The sequence below is a fragment of the Candidatus Agathobaculum pullicola genome (assembly GCF_052117205.1).
Taxonomy (GTDB): domain Bacteria; phylum Bacillota; class Clostridia; order Oscillospirales; family Butyricicoccaceae; genus Agathobaculum; species Agathobaculum pullicola.
The window spans coordinates 1-20,791 of the sequence record NZ_JBQKJP010000036.1; the positions used below are offsets into that span (position 1 = coordinate 1).

The 20,791-nt window shown below is 58.0% G+C and carries 17 protein-coding genes and 1 riboswitch; of the genes, 13 read left to right on the forward strand and 4 right to left on the reverse strand.

Annotated elements, in window-relative coordinates; all coding sequences use genetic code 11:
• The first annotated feature begins 280 nt into the window (after positions 1-280).
• Positions 281-384, forward strand: a riboswitch (glycine riboswitch).
• A 137-nt stretch (positions 385-521) separates the two neighbouring features.
• On the forward strand, positions 522-1,889 hold the full coding sequence (locus ACTQ3V_RS11590; RefSeq protein WP_441467668.1) for an alanine/glycine:cation symporter family protein: 1,368 nt from the start codon (positions 522-524) through the stop codon (positions 1,887-1,889).
• Positions 1,890-2,010: 121 nt separating this feature from the next.
• The gene (brnQ, locus tag ACTQ3V_RS11595) at positions 2,011-3,312 is read left to right on the forward strand and encodes a branched-chain amino acid transport system II carrier protein (RefSeq protein WP_441467639.1); all 1,302 of its coding nucleotides are present in this window, start codon (positions 2,011-2,013) and stop codon (positions 3,310-3,312) included.
• A gap of 236 nt (positions 3,313-3,548) precedes the next feature.
• Here the strand turns inward: brnQ and rny are convergent, their stop codons facing one another.
• Positions 3,549-5,093, reverse strand: a complete 1,545-nt coding sequence (gene rny, locus ACTQ3V_RS11600; protein WP_441467640.1) for a ribonuclease Y — start codon at positions 5,091-5,093, stop codon at positions 3,549-3,551.
• A 455-nt stretch (positions 5,094-5,548) separates the two neighbouring features.
• On the opposite strand from rny, the gene pgeF reads away from it, so the two are divergent.
• The 4 genes from pgeF (at position 5,549) to ACTQ3V_RS11620 (ending at position 10,046) form a co-directional block, all read left to right on the forward strand.
• Complete coding sequence (gene pgeF, locus ACTQ3V_RS11605; protein WP_441467641.1) at positions 5,549-6,349, forward strand: peptidoglycan editing factor PgeF; 801 nt, start codon at positions 5,549-5,551, stop codon at positions 6,347-6,349.
• Between the two features lie 19 nt (positions 6,350-6,368).
• Positions 6,369-7,982, forward strand: coding sequence for an ABC transporter substrate-binding protein (locus tag ACTQ3V_RS11610; RefSeq protein WP_441467642.1), 1,614 nt, complete (start codon positions 6,369-6,371; stop codon positions 7,980-7,982).
• 74 nt (positions 7,983-8,056) lie between these two features.
• A complete protein-coding gene (gene mnmA, locus ACTQ3V_RS11615) occupies positions 8,057-9,076 on the forward strand; it encodes a tRNA 2-thiouridine(34) synthase MnmA (protein WP_441467643.1) in 1,020 nt (339 codons plus the stop codon).
• Between the two features lie 64 nt (positions 9,077-9,140).
• Positions 9,141-10,046 carry a DMT family transporter gene (locus ACTQ3V_RS11620; RefSeq protein WP_441467644.1) on the forward strand — a complete coding sequence of 302 codons (906 nt, stop codon included), beginning with the start codon at positions 9,141-9,143 and terminating at the stop codon, positions 10,044-10,046.
• Between the two features lie 58 nt (positions 10,047-10,104).
• On the opposite strand, the gene recG is transcribed toward ACTQ3V_RS11620, so the two are convergent.
• Together recG and lexA are read right to left on the reverse strand one after the other, a co-directional pair.
• Positions 10,105-12,147: an ATP-dependent DNA helicase RecG gene (recG, locus tag ACTQ3V_RS11625; protein WP_441467645.1), complete on the reverse strand. Its 2,043-nt coding sequence runs from the start codon at positions 12,145-12,147 to the stop codon at positions 10,105-10,107.
• Between the two features lie 160 nt (positions 12,148-12,307).
• Positions 12,308-12,898: a transcriptional repressor LexA gene (gene lexA, locus ACTQ3V_RS11630; RefSeq protein WP_441467646.1), complete on the reverse strand. Its 591-nt coding sequence runs from the start codon at positions 12,896-12,898 to the stop codon at positions 12,308-12,310.
• Positions 12,899-13,205: 307 nt separating this feature from the next.
• On the opposite strand from lexA, the gene ACTQ3V_RS11635 reads away from it, so the two are divergent.
• The 7 genes from ACTQ3V_RS11635 (at position 13,206) to nagA (ending at position 19,017) form a co-directional block, all read left to right on the forward strand.
• Positions 13,206-13,556, forward strand: coding sequence for an Asp23/Gls24 family envelope stress response protein (locus ACTQ3V_RS11635; protein WP_441467647.1), 351 nt, complete (start codon positions 13,206-13,208; stop codon positions 13,554-13,556).
• 37 nt (positions 13,557-13,593) lie between these two features.
• Positions 13,594-15,240: a DAK2 domain-containing protein gene (locus ACTQ3V_RS11640; RefSeq protein WP_441467648.1), complete on the forward strand. Its 1,647-nt coding sequence runs from the start codon at positions 13,594-13,596 to the stop codon at positions 15,238-15,240.
• 54 nt (positions 15,241-15,294) lie between these two features.
• Positions 15,295-15,933: an aminoacyl-tRNA hydrolase gene (pth, locus tag ACTQ3V_RS11645; RefSeq protein WP_441467649.1), complete on the forward strand. Its 639-nt coding sequence runs from the start codon at positions 15,295-15,297 to the stop codon at positions 15,931-15,933.
• A 583-nt stretch (positions 15,934-16,516) separates the two neighbouring features.
• Positions 16,517-16,774, forward strand: a complete 258-nt coding sequence (locus ACTQ3V_RS11650) for an HPr family phosphocarrier protein (RefSeq protein WP_441467650.1) — start codon at positions 16,517-16,519, stop codon at positions 16,772-16,774.
• Between the two features lie 12 nt (positions 16,775-16,786).
• Entirely contained in the window at positions 16,787-17,032 is a 246-nt protein-coding gene (locus ACTQ3V_RS11655) for a PTS sugar transporter subunit IIB (protein WP_441467651.1), read from the forward strand.
• A gap of 119 nt (positions 17,033-17,151) precedes the next feature.
• On the forward strand, positions 17,152-17,889 hold the full coding sequence (nagB, locus tag ACTQ3V_RS11660; protein ID WP_441467652.1) for a glucosamine-6-phosphate deaminase: 738 nt from the start codon (positions 17,152-17,154) through the stop codon (positions 17,887-17,889).
• 15 nt (positions 17,890-17,904) lie between these two features.
• Positions 17,905-19,017 carry an N-acetylglucosamine-6-phosphate deacetylase gene (gene nagA / locus ACTQ3V_RS11665; RefSeq protein WP_441467653.1) on the forward strand — a complete coding sequence of 371 codons (1,113 nt, stop codon included), beginning with the start codon at positions 17,905-17,907 and terminating at the stop codon, positions 19,015-19,017.
• Between the two features lie 311 nt (positions 19,018-19,328).
• Here nagA and ACTQ3V_RS11670 read toward each other — a convergent pair whose 3' ends face one another.
• The gene (locus tag ACTQ3V_RS11670; protein WP_441467654.1) at positions 19,329-20,729 is read right to left on the reverse strand and encodes a sodium-dependent transporter; all 1,401 of its coding nucleotides are present in this window, start codon (positions 20,727-20,729) and stop codon (positions 19,329-19,331) included.
• Between the last annotated feature and the right edge of the window lie 62 nt (positions 20,730-20,791).

A 20,791-nucleotide genomic window follows, 5' to 3' on the forward strand; every position in this document is an offset into this window, starting at 1 on the left:
ATATGGCCCCCTCTCGTCAAGTTAAGTGTAGCAACTCAACTTTAACCGATGAGGCCTTATCCTTCATCCCTTTTTTATTCAACTGTCCAAGATGTATTGTACTCCTACAGAACCACCGGTAAACGGCGGGAATGTAATGCTTGACAGCATCCGCATGGGATGATACACTGATAATCAAAAGAGTATACAGCGACAAACGAAGTTTGCAGGAAAAAGCCGTTTGGCTTGCCGAAGGAGCAAAACTCTCAGGCGTTCGGATTTCCGGATGGGGACTGTAAATGGATGTGACTCTGGAGAACGCTCCGAAGGGAGCTGCCGAAGGTGCAAAGCGTGCGGCGGGGAACCGCATGCCAATCTCTCAGGCAAAAGGACAGAGTGCGAACCACAGCGCAGGGCGGGCGCTTTTTTTGCGTTTTCTGCCGTGCTGTCCGGCCGTTCTTTCAGAGTCAGACCCTGATGCAGGGTTCTGACTCTTTTTGTTTGCCGCAAAAACAGAAAAAGGGGTAAAGAAAACAATGTCAATGGATCAACTGGCCGATCTTGTTTCCAAGATCAGCAACATCGTGTGGAACAGCGTACTGCTGTATCTGCTGGTAGGCACCGGCATCATCTTCACCATCCGTACGCGCTTTGTGCAGGTGCGCAAGTTCGGCTCGGGCTGTAAGCGGCTGTTCGGCCACTTTTCCCTCAACGGCGAAAAAGCCGGCAAGGACGGCATGAGCCCGTTTCAGGCGCTGACTACGGCCATCGCGGCGCAGGTCGGCACGGGTAACATTGCAGGCGCGGCCACTGCGCTCTACTCCGGCGGCCCGGGCGCTATCTTCTGGATGTGGCTTTCTGCGTTCTTCGGCATGTCCACCATCTACGGCGAGGCCGTACTCGCGCAAAAGTACAAAACGGTCGACCAGTCAGGGCATGTGACCGGCGGCCCGATTTACTACATTCGGGCGCGTTTTACCGGCAAGTTCGGCAAGTTCCTCGCGGGCTTCTTCTCAATTGCGATTATCTTTGCGCTGGGCTTTACCGGCAACATGGTGCAGGCCAACTCCATCAGCGAGGCATTTCAGAACGCCTTCGGTGTGGACAAGCGTATCATCGGCGTGATCTGCGCGGTTATTGCGGCGTTCATCTTCCTCGGCGGTGTCGGCCGCATCGCGGCGTTTACCGAAAAGGTCGTGCCGGTGATGGCCGGCTTCTATATGGTCGGCTGTGTTGTTATTCTGTGCATCAACCATGCCGCGATTATCCCCGCCCTTCGCTCCATCTTTGTCGCGGCGTTTGACCCGCAGGCCATCCTCGGCGGCGCGGTCGGCATCACCGTGCGCGAAGCCATGCGCTACGGCGTGGCGCGCGGCCTGTTCTCCAACGAGGCCGGCATGGGATCGACCCCGCACGCGCATGCGCTGGCAAAGGTTGAAAAGCCGCAGGATCAGGGTGAAATCGCCATTGTTTCTGTATTTATCGATACCTTTATTGTGCTGACGCTGACCGCACTGGTCATTCTGACTTCGGGCCAGCTGCAGGCGGGCGTGCCGGGTGCATTGCAGGGCACGGCACTGGCACAGGCGGCGTTTAACTTTTCGCTGGGCGCGTTCGGCAACGCGTTTGTCGCCGTCTGTATGCTGTTCTTCGCGTTCTCGACCATCATCGGTTGGTATTTCTTTGGCGAAACCAACGTCAAGGCTTTATTTGGTCAGAAGGCCACCAGACTTTACGCTGCCATCGTGGTTGTGTGCATCGTCATCGGCTCCGCGCTCAAGGTGGATTTGGTTTGGAATCTGTCCGACCTGTTTAACGGCCTGATGGTGTTCCCCAACCTGATCGCGCTGTTGTTCCTCTCCGGTATCGTGGCACGCGCCGCGCATGATGAGGACATCATGAAAAAGTAAGTATCCCGATAAGAGAAAAGGCCGCTTTACGCGGTCTTTTTTCTTGCGTGACGGTCACTTGTTTGACAACGCCATCTCATCGGGTATAATAGGGGTTGGTCACATAAGGAGGGACTTTTTTATGCAAAAGCTGCACGGCAGAAACCTGATTTTAGTCGGGTTTACGCTGTTTTCCATGTTTTTCGGGGCGGGCAATCTAATTTTCCCGCCCTTTCTGGGTGCCGAGGCTGGCAGCGCCGCATGGTTGGCTTTTCTTGGCTTTGCCATGAGCGCAATCGGTCTGCCTGTACTGGGCGTAATTGCGGTGGCCCGGTCGGGCGGCCTTTCCGCCCTCGCCGGACGGGTGCATCCGCGTTTTGCCGCGGTGTTCACCCTGCTCATCTATCTGTCCATCGGCCCCTGTCTTGCCATTCCGCGCACGGCCAGCACTTCGTTTGAGATGTTTGCGCCAATTGTGGGCGGTGGAGCAGCAAAACAGGCGGTTTACTCGGTGCTGTTCTTTGCGGTCGCGTTTCTCGTCGCGCTGCGACCGGACAAGCTGACCGACCGCTTGGGCAAGATTCTATGCCCGACACTGATTGTGCTGATTATCGTGCTTTTTGCAGGCTGCCTGCTGCATCCGGTCGCCGCGCACTATGGTGTGCCGACGGCGCGGTACACCATAGTGCCTGCCGCGGTGGGCTTTCTCGGCGGCTACCAGACAATGGACACCATCGCGGCACTCAACTTCGGTGCGGTCATTGCGCTCAATATCCGCGCCAAGGGCATTGCGGAGGATAAACAGGTTGTGCGCGGCACCATCCGCGCGGGCTGGATTGCGGGCGCGCTGCTGCTGACGATTTACGCGATGCTGACACATGCGGGCGCGCTGTCGGGCGCAGCCTTTCCCGGCGGCAAGACTGGCGCGGATACGCTCTCCTCGCTTGCCTATGCGTTGTTTGGCACGCCCGGTTTGGTGCTGCTTGCCGCCATCTTCCTGATTGCGTGCCTGAACACCTGCATCGGACTGATTTCCTGTGTCAGCGAGTACTTCCACGGCCTGTTTCCGCGCGTGTCCTACCGCGCGTTTGCGGCATTCTTCTCAGCAGCCAGCATGGTGGTCAGCAATATTGGCCTTGCCGGTATCATCCGCCTGTCCACACCTGTGCTGGGCGCGATCTATCCGGCAGCCATCGCGCTGATTGCGCTGTCCTTTGTGCCGCAGCTGGCGGCGTTCCGTCTTGTCCATCCGCTGACCGTCGGACTGACCTGTGTGCAGAGCGTGACGGAGGCGTTGGCGCACAGCGGTCTGTCCATCCCGTTCTGGACGAATGTGGTTACGGCTTTGCCGTTGACGAAAATAGGCTTCGGCTGGGTGCTGCCCGCGCTTACAGGGCTGCTGTTGGGCCTTATCCTGTCCCGCCGCCCGCTGACAAACGCCTGACAAAGTATCCACAACCCTGTGTATAAGAAGACGCTCCCTTTCCACCCTTTAAGGCGCAACCAAACAGAAAAGAACCGCCGGAAGGCGGTTCTTTTCATAAAAGCCGAGGACATGCGCCTCGGCTTTTATACCAGTATGAAGCAAAGTTCCGATTGTGAACACCTTGCACGATTCGGCTGTGTCCGCGTGATGCACGGCGCAGCCCCTTTCGTTTGAAAGCGTGGGTTCAAACCAGATTATTTCGCGTAGTCGATGGCGCGGGTCTCGCGTACCATATTGACCTTGATTTGACCGGGATAATCCAAATCATCCTCGATCTTCTTGGCGACCTCGCGGGCGAGCAGAATCATCGCGTCATCCGAAATCTTGTCGGGATTGACAATGATGCGGATTTCGCGGCCCGCCTGAATGGCATACGAACTGGAAACGCCGGGGGTTTCGTTTGCGATGCTCTCGAGCTTTTCCAGGCGCTTGATATAGTTTTCCAGATTCTCGCGGCGTGCACCCGGCCTTGCGGCGGAGATGGCATCCGCTGCCTGCACCAAGCAGGCCAACGCAGTCTTAGCCTCCACATCGCCGTGGTGCGCCTCAATTGCATGGATGATCGGCTGCGCTTCCTTGTACTTCTTGGCAAGGTCTACGCCGATCTGGACATGGCTGCCTTCCACCTCGTGGTCGATCGCCTTGCCGATATCATGCAGCAAACCGGCGCGGCGGGCGGGTAGGGGATCAAGCCCCAACTCGCTGGCCATCATACCGGCGATATGTGCAACCTCAATGGAGTGCTGCAATACGTTCTGGCCGTAGCTGGTGCGATACCGCAGGCGGCCGAGAATCTTGACCAGCTCGGGATGGATGCCGTGGATGCCGGTCTCGAAGGTGGCGCGCTCGCCCTCGCTCTTGATGATCTGCTCGACCTCGCGGCGGGATTTTTCCACCATTTCCTCAATGCGGGCGGGATGGATACGGCCGTCCACGATCAGCTTTTCGAGCGCCAGTCGCGCGATTTCACGGCGCACCGGATCGAACGAGGAAAGCGTGATCGCTTCAGGCGTGTCGTCGATAATCAGGTCGACGCCCGTGAGCGTTTCGAGGGTGCGGATGTTGCGGCCCTCGCGGCCGATGATGCGGCCCTTCATTTCATCGTTGGGCAGCGGCACAACCGAAACAGTCGCTTCGGAAACATGGTCGGCGGCGCAGCGCTGAATCGCGGTCGAAATGATCTCGCGTGCGGTCTGCTCGCTTTCGTCCTTGAGCTTTTGCTGAATCTCGCGCAGCTTGACGGCTGCGTCGTGCGTGGCTTCGGACTCAATCGAGGCAACCAGCATTTCACGCGCTTCGTCGCGCGTCATGCTGGCAATCTGCTCGAGTTTTTCCAGCTGCTCCGCTTTGATGCGGGACAGTTCTTCCTTTTCCTTCTGGGTTGCTTCCAGATGACGGTTCAGTTCCTCGTTCTTGCGGTCAAGCGTGTCGCTCTTCTTGTCGAGGGCTTCTTCGCGCTGGAGCAGGCGACGTTCTAGCTGCTGGGTCTCGTTGCGGCGCTCTTTTAATTCGCGGTCGGCTTCGGTGCGCTGCTTGTGGATTTCATCCTTGGCTTCCAGAATGGCTTCGCGTTTTTTGGTCTCACCGGCTTTGATGGCTTCGTTGATGATGCGTGTCGCTTCGGCCTCGGCGGAGCCAATCTCCTTTTCCGCAACGCTCTTGCGGTACAGAAAACCGATGACAATGCCCACAACGAGACACACAATACCGGCTATGATCGGTATGATGATGTCGGTCATATGTTTGGTGTGTCCTCCTATTTTTCCTATTTTGTGATTTGGAGGCAGCACCGGTTTGGGCGAAAAACGGCTTGCGCGGTATCTTTCGGCAAAATGGGACGCAGATTTGCAGCAATGACAGTATATATATGGCAAATCATGCGGAAAATAATGACAAAAAATGGCGCAATAGGCCGATGATTCACATACAAACAGGCGCGGCCTTGCGTAGCAAATGGCGTTTGAAAAAACGCCGGATTATAATGCCCTTGAAAAAGCCCTGCGCGAAATTGCGCAGGCTATATTACAGCAGGTATTATACTACAATTTATTGTAAAGCCTGTTGGTCAAACTGTCAAGAAAAACCCATACGATACTGTGCAGATTTTGGCGTATTTTGAAAACAGGCTGAGCGCGCCCTTGTGGAACAGGCGGCGATTTGCTATAATGAAACGAATATATCGGGAGGAACGCTTATGCACCAGTCTATGTGCCGCATTCAGCGCGGCCCGTTTGTTTATTATACCTGCCGCCGCCTGCCGGTGCGCCATGCTTTTACGACCAAGTTCGGCGGCGTGAGCACAGGGCACTGCGAAAGCCTGAACCTGGGCTTTAACCGCGGGGATACCGAGGAAAATGTGCGCGAAAACTACCACCGTCTGGCGGAAGCATTGGGCGTGGATGAGAACCGTATCACCCTGACCCGGCAGATTCACGAAACCGAAGTTTCGGTCGTTGGGGAGGAGCAGGTCGGCATGGGACTGACTCGCCCGATGGCGTGGCAGTCGGACGCCATCGTCACCGCGCTGCCCGACACGCCGATCTGCGGCTTTTACGCGGACTGCGTGGTCACACTGCTGTATGATCCCGCGACACACACTGCCGGCGTATGTCATGCGGGCTGGCGCGGCATGGCGGGAGGCATCCTGCCCAAGACCGTGGCGGTGATGGAGGAAAAGCTCGGAACAAAGCGCGAAAGCCTGCGCGCAGTGCTCGGTCCGTCCATCCGACAGGAATGTTTTGAAACCGATGCGGATGTGCCCGAGGCAATGGAAAAGCAGCTTGGCGCGCTGGTGCATCCTTATATTATGGAAAAAGGTGCGAAATTCCATGTGGATTTGCAGGGAATCGGCGTTCAGCTGCTGCGGGACGCGGGCCTTGCGCCGGAAAATGTGATTGACAGCGGCATCTGCACCATGTGCTGCTCGGATGAATTCTGGTCGCACCGCAAGACGCACGGCCTGCGCGGCGTGCAGGGCGGCGTGATCTGCCTGTAACCGAAAGGAAGTCCGGTTTATGAAATGGAAAAAAAGCGTGCTCGCCGCGTTTCTTGCAGCGATGTGCCTGCTCAGCGCCTGCGGTCTGCCCGCTTTGGGCGGCGAGGATGCGCCGGTCGATACGGTTAAGGTGTCGGATGCGTACTTCGGCTTGGCGTGGTATCAAAACGGCACGCTCAATCCGGTGCTGGACAACACCAGCATCAACCGTGTGCTGTGCGAAGCGCTGTACGAAGGACTGTTCGAGGTTACCTCGAACTTTACAGCGGAAAATGTGCTGTGCGAATCGTATACAGGCGACGGCACCACCTTTACCTTCACCCTGCGGGATGACGTGAGCTTCTGGTCGGGTGAGAAATTGACCGCAGGAGACGTGGTCGCAAGCCTGCAAACGGCGCAGTTTAATGACGCTTCGCCGTTTCACAATCGGCTGACGGAGGTTTCCTCCATTCAGGCGGTCAGCGACCGTGAGGTGCGCATCGTGCTCACCTCGCCCAATATCAATTTCCCGCGTCTGCTGGATATTCCGATTTATCGGCAAGGCTCGGCCGACAGCGGCAGCTTTGCCGACGGCACCGGCCCGTTCCAGCCGGTCGAGCAGGATCGACACTGGACGCTGGAGGCCAACGGGAATTGGCACGGCGGCTTCCTCGGCGCGATCCGCACGATTACGCTGGTGGCAATGACGCGCGCGGACGCGGCGATGTCCAGTTTCCAGACGGGCGATGTGTCTCTGATGCGCGCGGCGCGTATCTCGCCCGATCCCCCGTCGGTGGGCGGCTCGGTCGATACCGTGCAGACAACCAGCGCGTCGCTGCACTATCTGGGTATCAACCATGCGAACAGTCAACTGGCAAACGCCAAGGTGCGGCAGGCGCTGAGCGCTGCGATTTCGCGGCAGAGCCTGTGCGCCACGCAGCTGCAAACCTTTGCTGATCCCGCGGTGCTTCCCGTCAATCCGCAGCCGGCGGGCGATAATCTGACGATCAATCTGTCTGGGGACGCAACCAAAGCGGCACAGCTGCTGCGGGAAGGACTCAGCGGAGAAACCGATACGGATGAGACGGATACGTCCGATCAAGCGGGCGACACCGACGAGTATACCGATGAATATGATGACGCGGACGGTGGGGAAAATACGGACACCGGCACGGATGCGGGCGCAACCGGTGGAGAGACGCTGTCCATTCGTCTGCTGGTCAATTCGGATAACGCCTTCAAGGTTGCGGCGGCCGAGCAGATCGCCGCGTTCTGGAACGCGCTGGACGGTGTGACCGTGACAGTGGACAAGCAGCCGTATGAGACGTTTCTCTCCATGCTGCAGTCCGGCTCGTTTGACGTATACTATGGAGAAACACAGCTTACCGCGGATTTTGACCTGCGCCCGCTGTTATCCTCCGGCGGCAGCCTGAACTATGGCGGCTATTCAAACGGGGACATGGCGGCGGCAATCGCGGCCGCGCGTAGCGGCGAAAATGTTTCCGGCTTCTACAGCCTGTTTCTCGAGCAGATGCCCATTATTCCGGTTGCGTTTGAGCGCGGGCAGATCATTCTTCGCAAGGGTCTTATTGGCAATTATGCGCCCTCGCCGTACAATGCGTTCGCAGGGCTGGAGACTTGGACGGCTTCATAAAGCAATCAAAAACCCCCGGCAAGGCCGCTTTCGGTAGAATACCGAGGCGGCTGGGCAGATATAGGAGATATTTCATGGCAGAAAAGGTAGTATTGGGACTTTCGGGCGGCGTAGACTCCGCTGTGGCGGCAGCACGGCTGCGGGACAGGGGCTTTGAAGTGCATGGTCTGTTCCTTGAGGTAGGACTGGGCGGAGAGGAAGCTGCTCAGCACACGGCGGACGATTTGGGGATTCCGCTTTATGTTGCACACCGACGCGAGGCGTTCGAGCAGCAGATTTGCGGATATTTTGCCGATTCGTTCCGCAATGCGCGCACGCCAAACCCGTGCGTGATGTGCAATCCGCTCATTAAATTCCGTGCGCTGACCGACTACGCTGACGAAATCGGCGCGGCACACATCGCCACCGGGCATTATGCCCGCACGGGACGCGATGCCGAGGGCCGCGCACTGCTGCGGCGTGCCCGCGCGGAAAAGGATCAGAGCTATATGCTGTACCGACTGCCGCGCAAAACGGTTGCACGCTGTCTGTTCCCCTTGGGCGAGGCGGAAAACAAGACGGAAGTGCGCGAAAATGCGCGTGAAATTGGTCTTTCGGTTGCGGAAAAGCCGGACAGCATGGATGTGTGCTTCATCCCGGACGGGGATGTGCAGGGCTGGCTGGAGCGTCACGGCGCGGCTTGTCCGCCGGGCAATTTTGTTGACGAAAGCGGCAAGGTGCTCGGGCGGCACAAGGGTATCCACTGCTATACGGTCGGACAGCGTAAGGGGCTGGGCGTCGCGGCGGAGGGACGGTTATTCGTACACGAACTGCGTCCGGAGACGAACGAGGTCGTTTTGTCGCTTGAGGACGTGTACCGCAGCGAGATTACCGTGCGGGATGTACACTATATCGCGCCGGAATATGCGGAAAACGGCCCGTTTGTCTGCGAGGTGCGTGTGCGCTTTTCGCGCCGCAGCGACCGCGCGACCATTTATCCGGACGGCAAGGATGCGCGTATTGTGTTCGAGGATGCGGTTCGCGCACCGGCCGCGGGGCAGAGCGCGGTGCTCTACGATGGTGATATTGTCATCGGGGGCGGATTCATCGTATAAAACAGGCAAAAAGGCGGGAGCGCGGGGCGCTTCCGCCTGATTTTGCGCGTGGGAGGATATGGGTATGGAGAAAAATCACGTATTGCAGGGCCATCTGCTCGGGGCGTTCAGTGTGATGGTCTGGGGCACGACGTTTGTTGCAACCAAAGTGCTGCTGCGCACCTTTTCACCGGTAGAGATCATGGTCACGCGCTTTGCGCTGGGGTTTGCGGCGCTGCTGATTGCGTCGCGAGGCTGGATGCGCGCCAAGGAAAAACGGCATGAAATTCTGTTTGCGCTGGCGGGATTGACGGGCGTTACGCTGTATTTCCTGATGGAAAACATCGCGCTGACCTACATATCCGCCTCGCTTGTCGGTATCATCGTGGCGGCGGCGCCGCTGTTTACCGCGCTGTTCGCCGCGCTTTTGCTGCATGAGAGACTCGGCCACTGGTTTTTTATTGGCTTTGTCTGCGCAATGGCGGGCGTGGCGCTCGTATCGCTGGCAGGTGTGAGCGAGCTGCACTTCAGTCCGCTGGGCGCGCTGCTCGGCGTGGGCGCCGCGCTGGTCTGGGGCGTGTACTCCGTGCTGATTCGGTATCTGGGTGCGGCGGGCTATGCCACCGTGCCGCTGACCTGTCGGGTGTTCGGCTATGGGCTGCTGTTTTTGCTCATTCCGGCGTTTTTAGACGGATTTCCGGCAGGGCCGGCGGCGTGGTTCACGCCGGTTCATCTGGGAAATCTGCTGTTTCTTGGACTGGGCGCGTCCGCAACCTGCTTTGTGACGTGGAACCGCGCGGTGTTCCTGCTTGGGCCGGTGCGCACGAGTGTGTACATCTATGCGACGCCGATTGTGACCATCATCAGCTCGGCGCTCATCCTGCACGAAACGATGACCCCGTCCATGTGGCTGGGCACGGCGCTCGCGCTTGGCGGATTGGTTCTGTCCGAGCGTGACGATACCAAGAAAGAAAACAAGCCCAAACAGTGACGAGCGCGCGGTAAGGCGCGTATCCAATAGAAGAACTGCCGGAAGGCGGTTCTTTTCATTAGTTAAACGCTTCGTCGTCCCGTTCCTCGAACATGCGGTGCACGCGCGCGCGCAATTCGGGATAGCCTGCAAGCGCGGGGTCAGCCTGCAAAATCTGCTCGGCTTCTTCGCGCGCACTCCGCATGAGCGCAAGGTCGGCAATCGGGTCGGCAACGTGCAGCGCGGGCAGACCGTGCTGCCGCCTGCCGAAAAAGTCGCCCGGGCCGCGCTGCGACAGGTCGGCACGCGCGACCTCAAAGCCGTCGTTTGTTTTACACAGGATTTTCAGTCGTTCGCGCGCGGTTTGCCCCTTGTCCGCACCGAAGAAAATGCAGTAGGACTGTCTCGTGCCGCGTCCGACGCGCCCACGCAGCTGGTGCAGCTGGGACAGGCCGAAGCGGTCGGCATCCTCGACGACCATCAGGTTGGCGTTGGGCACGTCCACGCCGACCTCAATGACGGTTGTGGCGACCAGAATATCGTATTCTTTCGCGGCAAACGCCTGCATGACGCGCTCTTTTTCCGCGCTTTTCATGCGACCGTGCAGCACGGCAACGCGCCGGTGCGGCAGCGTTTTTTGCAGGTCGAGCGCGTGCTGTTCCGCGCTTTTGAGGTTCATTTCCCCCTCTTCGACCAGCGGGCACACAACATACACCTGCCCGCCCTCGCGAATCTGCTTGTCGATAAAGGCGGTGATGCGGCGGCGCATATTTTCGCCCACGGCGTAGGTTTCGACCGGCTGACGACCGGGCGGCACCTCGTCGAGCACGGATACATCGAGGTCGCCGTACAGGATGAGCGCAAGCGTGCGCGGGATGGGCGTTGCCGACATGACCAGCACATGGGGCGTCTGTCCCTTGGCGGACAGCGCGGCGCGCTGCGCTACGCCGAAGCGGTGCTGCTCGTCGGCCACGACCGCGCCCAGCCGATGAAAATTGACGCTCTGCTGGATGAGCGCATGCGTACCGATGACAACCTGCGCCGCGCCGCTCTCGATGGCGGCGAGGGCCGCGCGTTTTTGCGCGGCGTTCATCGAGCCGGTCAGCAGTGTGCAGGAGATACCCAGTGTTGCCAGCAGCGGTGCCAGCGTTTCCGCGTGCTGCGCCGCGAGGATTTCCGTCGGGGCCATGAAGGCGGCCTGATAGCCGCTTTTGGCGGCCAGCGCGCAAAGCGCCGCGGCGACAACCGTCTTGCCTGAGCCGACGTCGCCCTGCACCAGTCGGTTCATCGGACGGCCAGAGACGCAGTCTGACGCAATTTCCCCGATTGCGCGACGCTGCGCGCCTGTGGGGGAAAAGGGGAGCGCGGCAAAAAAGTCCGCAAGAGAGGCATCGGAAAATACCAGCCCTGTGTCGGCGCGGCGGCGTTCCTTGAGCTGCTGTAAGCCGCAGCACAGCAGAAACAGCTCCTCAAACACCATGCGGCGGCGCGCCTCGGTCACATCCTGCGCCGACTGCGGCCGATGGATGGCGGCGAGCGCGTCGGCGGCATCCAGTAGCGTGTACCGCGCGCGCAGCACTTCGGGCAGCGGATCGGGCCAGTCGCCCGGCACCGCATCCAGCGCCGCTTCGGTCACGCGCGCCATGTCGCGCTGGGTCAGCCCTGCGGTCAGCGGGTAGACCGGCACAATGCGGCCGGGGTGCGCCGCGTCGGGCGAGACCTTTTCCGACTGCGGCGAAACCAGCATGCGCGCGTGACCGTTTATCTGCACACGCCCGTAAAACACATATTCCTGCCCGACGCGCAGCAGCGCCGCGGCATAGGGATTGTTAAAATAGGTCACAGGCAGCGAGCCGGATTGGTCAAAAATCGTGCATTTGACCAGCGTCATGCCCTTGCGGATGCGGGTGGTTTTCGGCTCGGTGCCGACGACCGCCCGAACAGCATACTTGCCGTCCTCCGTGATGTCCGCGATGGAAGTGATTACGGAGCGGTCCTCATAATCGCGCGGATACGTTTCCAATGCGTCGCGCAGCGTGCGGATATGCAGTTTTTCAAACAAAGCCGCCTTTTTCGGGCCGACGCCCTTGACAAAGCGGATACTGTCCTCCAGTGCGGGCATAACTTCCTCCTTACGGTGCTGTCAACCGCTGCGCCGCAGCGCGCATAAAACAGAACCTTGCGGCAAGCCGCAAGGTCCATAAAAGCCGGGGCCATGCGCCTCGTTTTTTGTGCTTTTTCGCGTAAACTCCGAGCGAAACTATGGTTTTGCTCGATTGATTTCAGTATTCCCGGTAGACTGCCTTGACCACGCCGAGAATCTGGCAGCCGTTGCCGTCAATCGGGGGATAGGCGGGGTTTTCCGGCATCAGCCACACGCCGTCCGCCGTGATGTTCAGTGTTTTACAGGTGGCTTCATCCTCCAGCAGAGCAATGATGATATCGCCGTTTCGGGCCTGAATATCCTGCCGTACGATGACCAAATCATCATCCATGATGCCCACGCCGATCATCGAGTCGCCGCGGATGCGCAGGGCGTAGTACTCCCCGCCGTTTGCCGCCGGCTCAAACGGGACGTAGCCCACATGTTCCTCGACCGCGAGGATAGGCATACCGGCGGTGACGCGGCCGAGAATGGGCACGCGTGTGACCATGGACGGGCCGCTGACCGGGGTCAGCGCACGGGACTTGTGCTCGCTCGGCTCGAGGTAGCCCGCCTCCTGCAATTTTTTCAGGTGGGCGTGCACGGTGGAGGGTGAGCGCAGGTTCATTTCCGCGCAGATTTCGCGCACCGAAGGGGGATAGCCGTGTTCGAGGGAAAACGCACTGATATAATCTAAAATCCTTTGCTGTTTGGCGGAGATTTTTTTCATATGGACGCACTCCTTGCTGTTGCGATTCGGAACATACGTTCGTATTTTTTTCTATTATACCCTAAAATGCCAAATAAAGCAAACATTTGTTTGTGGAAAAACGGAAAGAATTACGAAAATCTAAAATTACGCACAATTTCCTGCCGATTATTCCGAGTTTTGTCTGACCATTCGCAAAAAAAACATCGGTTTGCTTGTATTTGGGACGGTTTTGTTATATCATATAAGCAGAAATGATTCGGACAGTGCTGCACCTTACAGCGTCCTGACTCAAAAAGCATCAAACGATCGCAGGGAGGGTTTTTCTATGACGATCAAGACCGATCTTGGATATATCGAAATCACAAACGAGGTGATGGCGGGAATTGCGGGCTATGCGGCTTCGTCGTGCTTCGGCGTAAAGGGCATGACCATTCGCTCGATGTCGGATGGGCTGGCGCATCTGCTTGGACGCGAGACGCAGTCACGCGGCGTCAAGGTGTCGGAGGCGCCGGACGGCGGCGTTAATATCGACCTGCACATCGCGGTCGAGCATGGCGTAAATATTGCGACCGTCTGCCGCTCGATTATCAGCGAGGTGCGCTACCATGTTGAGCGTCTGACCGGCGTGGATGTAAAGAATGTCGATATCTATGTAGAGAGTATCCGTGCGGACTGACGCGCGGCCAAAAAAGAATTCGGGGAGAGTTAAGTAAATGGCAGATCAGAAAATAGACGGCGCGCTGTTCCAGTCCATGGTGATCGAGGGCGCGCTTGCCATTGCCGAAAAGAAGGAGCAGGTAAACGAACTGAACGTTTTCCCTGTGCCGGACGGCGATACGGGCACGAATATGTCCATGACCATGGCCTCGGCGATGACCGAGATGGAAAAGCTGACCGAGCCGACGCTGCCAAAAGCCGTCGATACGACGGCCTCCGCGCTGCTGCGCGGCGCGCGCGGCAACTCGGGCGTGATTTTGTCGTTGCTGTTCCGCGGCGCGGCGAAAAAGCTGCGCGAAACCGATGCGGCAGGTGGCCGCGAACTGGCGCTGGCGCTGCGCGAGGGTGTGGAAACGGCGTATAAGGCGGTCATGAAGCCGGCGGAGGGCACGATTTTGACCGTGTCGCGCGTGTCTGCGCAGCAGGCGGTTGAAGCCTGTCAGGCCGAGCCGGACCTGTCGGCCGAGCAGGTGCTCGAAACCGTGCTGACCTGCGGGCGGCAGGCGCTGGAGGAAACCGTGCATCAGAATCCCGTGCTGGAAAAGGCGGGCGTGGTGGACGCGGGCGGCTTTGGCTACCTGACCATTCTCGAAGGCATGCTCGACGCGCTGCGCGGCATCCATAAAGAGCGCACCGCCGCCGAACCGACCAAGGCGGCTGCGGACTTCGGCGCGATTGCGGATGAGGATATCACCTTCACCTACTGCACTGAGTTTATCGCCGCGCGCAAGGATAAGGCGCGCAACGTCGGTCGTCTGCGGTCGATTTTGAACGATATTGGCGACAGTCTGGTGGTGGTCGAGGATGACGATATCGTCAAGGTGCATGTGCACACCGACCAGCCGAACAAAGCGCTCGAGGAGGGACTCAAGTTCGGCCCGCTGTTGACCGTCAAAATTGAGAACATGCGGGAGCAGCACACCGCCAAGGTCATCGAAGGCACAGCGGATGCGCCAGCCGAGCGTGTCATTGTTCCGGCGGAAAAGAAATTCGGTTTTGTCGCGGTCGCCGCGGGCGACGGCCTGAAAAGCGTCTTTACCGATCTGGGTGTCGACGTGGTCGTGCAGGGTGGCCAGACCATGAACCCCTCGACCGACGATATTCTGCGCGCGGTGGACGCGGTTCCGGCGGAAATCGTGTTTGTGCTGCCCAATAACAAGAACATCATCATGGCGGCCGAGCAGGCAGTGCATCTGTCCGAGGAGAAAAAGATCATTGTCGTGCCGACCAAGACCATTCCGCAGGGCATGTCCGCGATGCTGGCTGTCGATCCGGACGGGGAGGACGAAAACCTGCTGGCGCAGGCCATGCGTGATGCAGCGGCGCATGTGCGCAGCGGGCAGGTGACTTACGCCGCGCGCGACAGTGAATTTGACGGCAAGAGAATTAAGCAGGGCGAGTATCTGTCGCTCAGCGAAGGCAAGCTGTGCGCGAGCGGGCGTGAGACTTCGGTCATCAAAAAGCTCGTGCGCGAGATGGTAAGCGACGACAGCGCGTTTGCCACGGTCATTTACGGCGAAGGCGTTTCCGCCGAGCAGGCCGCTGAGGTGGAAGCACTGCTGCACAAGGAGAACAAGGAACTCGAAATCTCGGTGATCGACGGCGGACAGCCGGTGTACTATTATATCCTTTCGGTGGAATAAACAAAAGAAAAAGCGCCTCCCTGCGGGGGAGGCGCTTTGTTTTGGAGTGAAATCATGTCAGTATTCGATATTTTCAAAAGGCTCGACGAGCAAAAAGCCGCGGCAGCCGCGCAGCCCATTGAGTGGCTGGTGGTCGGATTGGGAAACCCGGGCAGCAAGTACGATAACACGCGCCACAACGCGGGCTTTCACGCGCTGGAAAGCTATTGCGCGCGCAGCGGCTGTAAAATCGACAAAATGAAGTTTAAGGCGCTCGTCGGGGAGACGACGCTCGGCGGCGCACGGGTGTTGCTGATGAAGCCGCAGACCTTTATGAACCTGTCGGGCGAGGCGGTACGAGACGCGGCTGAGTTTTATAAAATCCCGCCCGCGCGCATCATTGTGCTGTCGGATGACGTTTCGCTCGACGTGGGCACGCTGCGCGTGCGCCCGAAAGGTTCGGCAGGCGGGCAGAACGGTTTGAAAAACATCATTTATCACCTCGGCAGCGAGGACTTCCCGCGCGTCAAAATCGGTGTGGGCAAAAAGCCCCATCCGGAGTACGACCTGGCCGCATGGGTGCTGAGCAAATTCACCGCCGACGAGCAGAAGGCCATCGACAAGGCCTGCGCGGATGCGGTGGATGCGGCAGCCTGCATCATTGCCGAGGGCTGCCCAGCGGCGGCGCAGAAATTCAACGGAAAACGCATCTGAATAAGAAAAAGGGGCGCGTGGGGCGCGTCCCTTTATGGTTGGGAATGTTGGTTTCGGTTTATTCCGCACAACCGCGGCAGTTCGCGCAGCGGATGCGGTTTTGGCTGATTTATGGTACGCAAGTTCCCGCTTATCATGGCAAAAAAGAATAGCGTTAAAACCTTTGCATGGGGAAATACATGATTTGTAGGAGATGCACAAAAAAAAGGTGGATTTTCTGGCAGTTTGCGCGAACGGTAGTGACTTGAAAAAGCGCGTCCTGTTTGTTACAATATTAACAACAAGTGAACACATCGTCCTCGTTGTGATTGGATTGTTACCGTGTTGGCGGGCAAAACCAAATTTCTCGCGGTCGGCCTGAAAAAGGAATACCCGGCGGTGCAGGAGTTTGGTTGTTTTTATTTTTTCGGCAGCACACAGGTCTCCTTCTGTTTTCGGGCTTATTGTGCGGATTTCTGTATGATTTGGCGCCGGAAAGGACATACTTTGCCGGAAAAGTATAATGGGGACGACGGTTTGCGCACTTTACAAAAATAGTGAAAAGTCATTTTCAAAATGTAATGATAGAAAGGAAAATGCAGTTATGAAAATCGTAGAGTACACCATTAAGGACGAGCTCGGCATCCACGCGCGTCCGGCAGGCATGCTGGTCAAGGAGGCGGCACAGTTCAAGTCCTCCATCAAGATTGCCGGCCCGAAGAAGGAAGTCGACGCAAAGCGCATCATGGGTGTGATGAGCATGGGCGTTAAGCAGGGTGACACGGTTAAGCTGACCATCGAGGGCGAGGACGAAGAGGCGGCAGCAGCTGCGCTCGAGAAGTTCCTGCAGGAAAATATGTAAGAGAAATCGGTGTTGTTATCCGATATTTGCGCCGCGGCAGTGCTGGATGCGCTCGGCGGTCGGGATAACGTGCTTTCCATCGGATACTGCATGACACGTTTGCGTGTGCGCCTGCGAGAACCCGCAGCAGTCGATGAGGCAAAGCTGCGCGCGGCGGGCGCCGCGGGAGTGCTGCGCCGGGCGGACGGGGAAGTGCATGTCGTCATCGGGCCGTCTGCACGGCAGCTGGCGCGTGAGATGGAAACACTGGTCCAATAAAGAAAGCCTGTCCTCTGCGATAGCGGGAGGCGCGGGCATTCCTCAAGCAGCTGAGGCGGGCGAACGCCCGCCTTTGTTTTTTGACGACAGATGTTTGGACAAAGAGAGAGGTAATGAATATGAAAATCATTCGTGCAAAGGACTACAACGACATGAGCCGTAAGGCGGCCAACATCATTTCGGCGCAGGTTATCCTCAAGCCGGATTCCGTGCTGGGCCTTGCCACCGGATCGTCTCCGATTGGCATTTACGAGCAGCTCATCAAGTGGTACAACAAGGGGGATGTGGACTTTGGTGGATGCACTACCTTCAATCTGGACGAGTACCGCGGCCTGACTGCCGATCATGATCAGAGCTACCACTATTTCATGCACAAAAACTTCTTTGACGCTATCAATGTGCCGGAAGGCCGCATCAACCTGCCGGACGGCGCACAAATGGATGCGGAGCGCGAATGTGCGCGCTATGACGCGGCGATTCAGGCGGCCGGCGGCATTGATTTGCAGCTGCTGGGCATGGGCCTGAACGGTCATATCGGCTTTAACGAGCCGGACGATTACTTCTCCAAGGGCACGCATTGCGTCGACCTGACCGAGTCCACCATCGAAGCCAACAAGCGCTTCTTTGCGTCGGCGGACGATGTGCCGCGTCAGGCATACACCATGGGCGTACAGACCATCATGCTGGCACGCCGCATCGTGATCGTCGTTTCGGGTGAGAACAAGGCGGATATTGTACGTCAGGCGTTCTTCGGCCCGGTTACTCCGCGTGTACCGGCTTCTATTCTGCAGCTGCATACTGACGTGTCTGTCGTAGCGGATGAAGCTGCGCTGTCCAAGAGTCTGGATCTGCTGTAAGCTATATGCGCGCATATGGAGTTTAAAAATCTCAGGATCTATCAACCGGACGGCACGTTTCGCACGGGCGGACTGGTGCTTTCGGGCGATCGGATTGCCAGTACGCCCGTGTCGGAGGACGCTTGCGATATGGATGGGCTGTATGCCATTCCGGGACTCATCGATATCCATTTGCATGGCTGCGCGGGCTATGACTTCTGCGACGGAACCGAGCAGGCGATTTCTGCCATCGCGCGGTATCAGGCCGAGCACGGCGTGTGCGCCATCTGTCCGGCGACCATGACCTACCCGGAGGAAAAGCTGTCTGCCGTGATGCAGGCTGCTGCGGCGTATCGCACGGAGCGATGCGGTGCGGCACTGGTGGGTGTCAATCTGGAGGGACCGTTTCTGTCCCCCGCGCGGAAAGGCGCGCAAAACGGCGCATGGCTGCAAAATCCGGATGCTGGACTGTTCCGCCGTTTGCAGGAAAAAGCGCAGGGGCTGATTCGCCTGTGTGAAATCGCACCCGAACTGCCGGGCGGACTGGATGTGATCGGGGAGCTGGCGGGCGAGGTGCGCCTGTCGCTGGCGCACACCGAGGCGGATTATGACACCGCGTGCGAGGCGTTTCGACGCGGTGCGCGCGAGGTCACGCATCTGTTCAACGCCATGCCGCCGCTGACGCATCGCGAACCGGGCGTGATCGGCGCGGCGCTGGACAACGACGAAGTTGGCGTGGAGCTGATCTCGGACGGCTGCCATGTGCATCCGTCAGCTGTGCGCGTGGCGTTTCGTCTGTTTGAAAACCGGATGATCCTGATTTCGGACAGCATGTCCGCAACCGGACTGGACGATGGAGAATACACCCTTGGTGGGCAGGCGGTGTCCGTGCGAGATGGTCGCGCGACTCTGCGCGGCACCAGCACGCTGGCCGGTTCGGTTACCAACCTGTTTGAATGTATGCGGCGGGCCGTACAGATGGGCATACCGTTCGGGCAGGCGGTGTGCTCGGCGTCGACCAATCCGGCACGGGCTATCGGTATCCAGCACGATTACGGTACGCTTGAGCCGGGCAAGCTGGCCAACATCATTTTGCTCGACGAGGATTTGAATATCAACACGCTGATTTTGCGCGGACAAATCATGTAATGATGATAAAAAAGGCTTCGGGAATGCTCCCGGAGCCTTTTTTGCATGCCTTGACTGTGGTGGATGTTTATGCTGCCGGGCTGCACTGACCGCGGTCACCTTAGCGTCCGGTTTTCCAAGGTGGCTTGTTGCCGCGCACCGTCCGGCGCGCGTATGTTTACCATGTCTGATATTCAAAGGAGTCCTTGGAAACCGGCAAAATGCTGTCCATGCGGTAAAATCCTTGCGGAAGACGCACGGATTTCAGAGCAGCGGAAGCGTAGCAAAAAGAGGCTTCCCTATCGGAAAGCCTCTTTTGGTGCGTGCGTTTGTCAAATCGTGAAGATGCCGAATACCTTGGTGGCAAGTTCTGTGGCGAGAATGAGCACCAGCAGAATCGGTGCGATCCAGCGTACCATGACGCGGTGCAGCGCTTCGCGGTGGAACGCACCCGCGCCTTCCTTTACCTCGTCCGCGATAACCTTGGTGCCAACGACATGACCAATCAGGATGCAGGTCAGGAATGCGACAATTGGCATGAGCACCGAGTTGGAGATAAAGTCAAAAAAGTCGAGGAACTGCATGCCGATGATGGTGATACCCGCCCACGGGCCATAGCCCAGACAGGACGGCACACCGAACAACAGCACGATTGCCGCCACAATCAAAGTGGAGGGCGCGCGGCTGAGTGAGGTCTTGTCCATCACAACCGAGACAATGGTTTCCATCAACGAGATGGAAGAGGTCAGCGCCGCAAACAGCACCAGCAGGAAGAATACCGTGCCGATGATGGAGCCGAAGTGCATGGATTCAAACACCATCGGCAGCGTAATAAACATCAGCCCGGGACCGTTGTTGATCTGGGACGGGTCGCCGCCGTTAAATGCCACGACGGCGGGAATAATCATCAGGCCCGCAATAAAAGCAAACAGCGTATCAAAAATCTCAATCTGCGTGACCGAATGTTCCAGAAGGTTTTCCTTCTGCATATAAGAGCCATAGGTGATCATGATGCCCATGGCCAGCGACATCGAGTAGAACAATTGGCCGAGCGCGCCAAGCACGGTCGAGGCGGAGAACTGCGATAAATCGGGCAGCAGATAGTATTTTAGGCCGGTCATTGCGCCGTCAATGGTCAGCGAGTAGACCGCCACGACCACGCTCAGCACTGCCAGCACCGGCATCATAATGCGGCTGGCCTTTTCAATGCCTTTTTCCACACCGAAAAAGACCACAACGGTTGTCAGCAGCACATAAATCAAAAACCACGGCGTCGGGCCGCTGAAATCCAGCATGGTAGCCGGAATGGAGCCGGCGTCAAAGCCGATAAAATCGTTGAAAAAGCCGCCGTTGTCAGCTGCGGTCAGACCGTTGCCGGTCAGGAAAGTGAACAGATATTTCATGACCCAGCCGCCGATGACGCAATAATAAGGCGTGATGATAACCGGCACAAACGTCGCAATCCAGCCGAGGAAGCCGAATCGGCGGTCGAGCGCCTTGTACGCCCCAATGCAGGATAGACGGGTTTTGCGGCCGATAGCAATTTCGGTAATCATCAGCGCAAAGCCGAAGGTAACCGCCAGAATGATATACACCAGCAGAAAAATGCCGCCGCCATACTGTGCGGCCAGATACGGAAAACGCCACAGGTTGCCCAGACCCACCGCAGAACCAGCCGCTGCCAGCACAAAGCCGATGCGGCTGGAAAAGCTGCTTCTTGATTTTTGTTCCATGTTTTGCAAACTACTCCCTTACATGTTTCTTTCTCTTTCTTCCTTGCCGCCAAGCGGCGGGA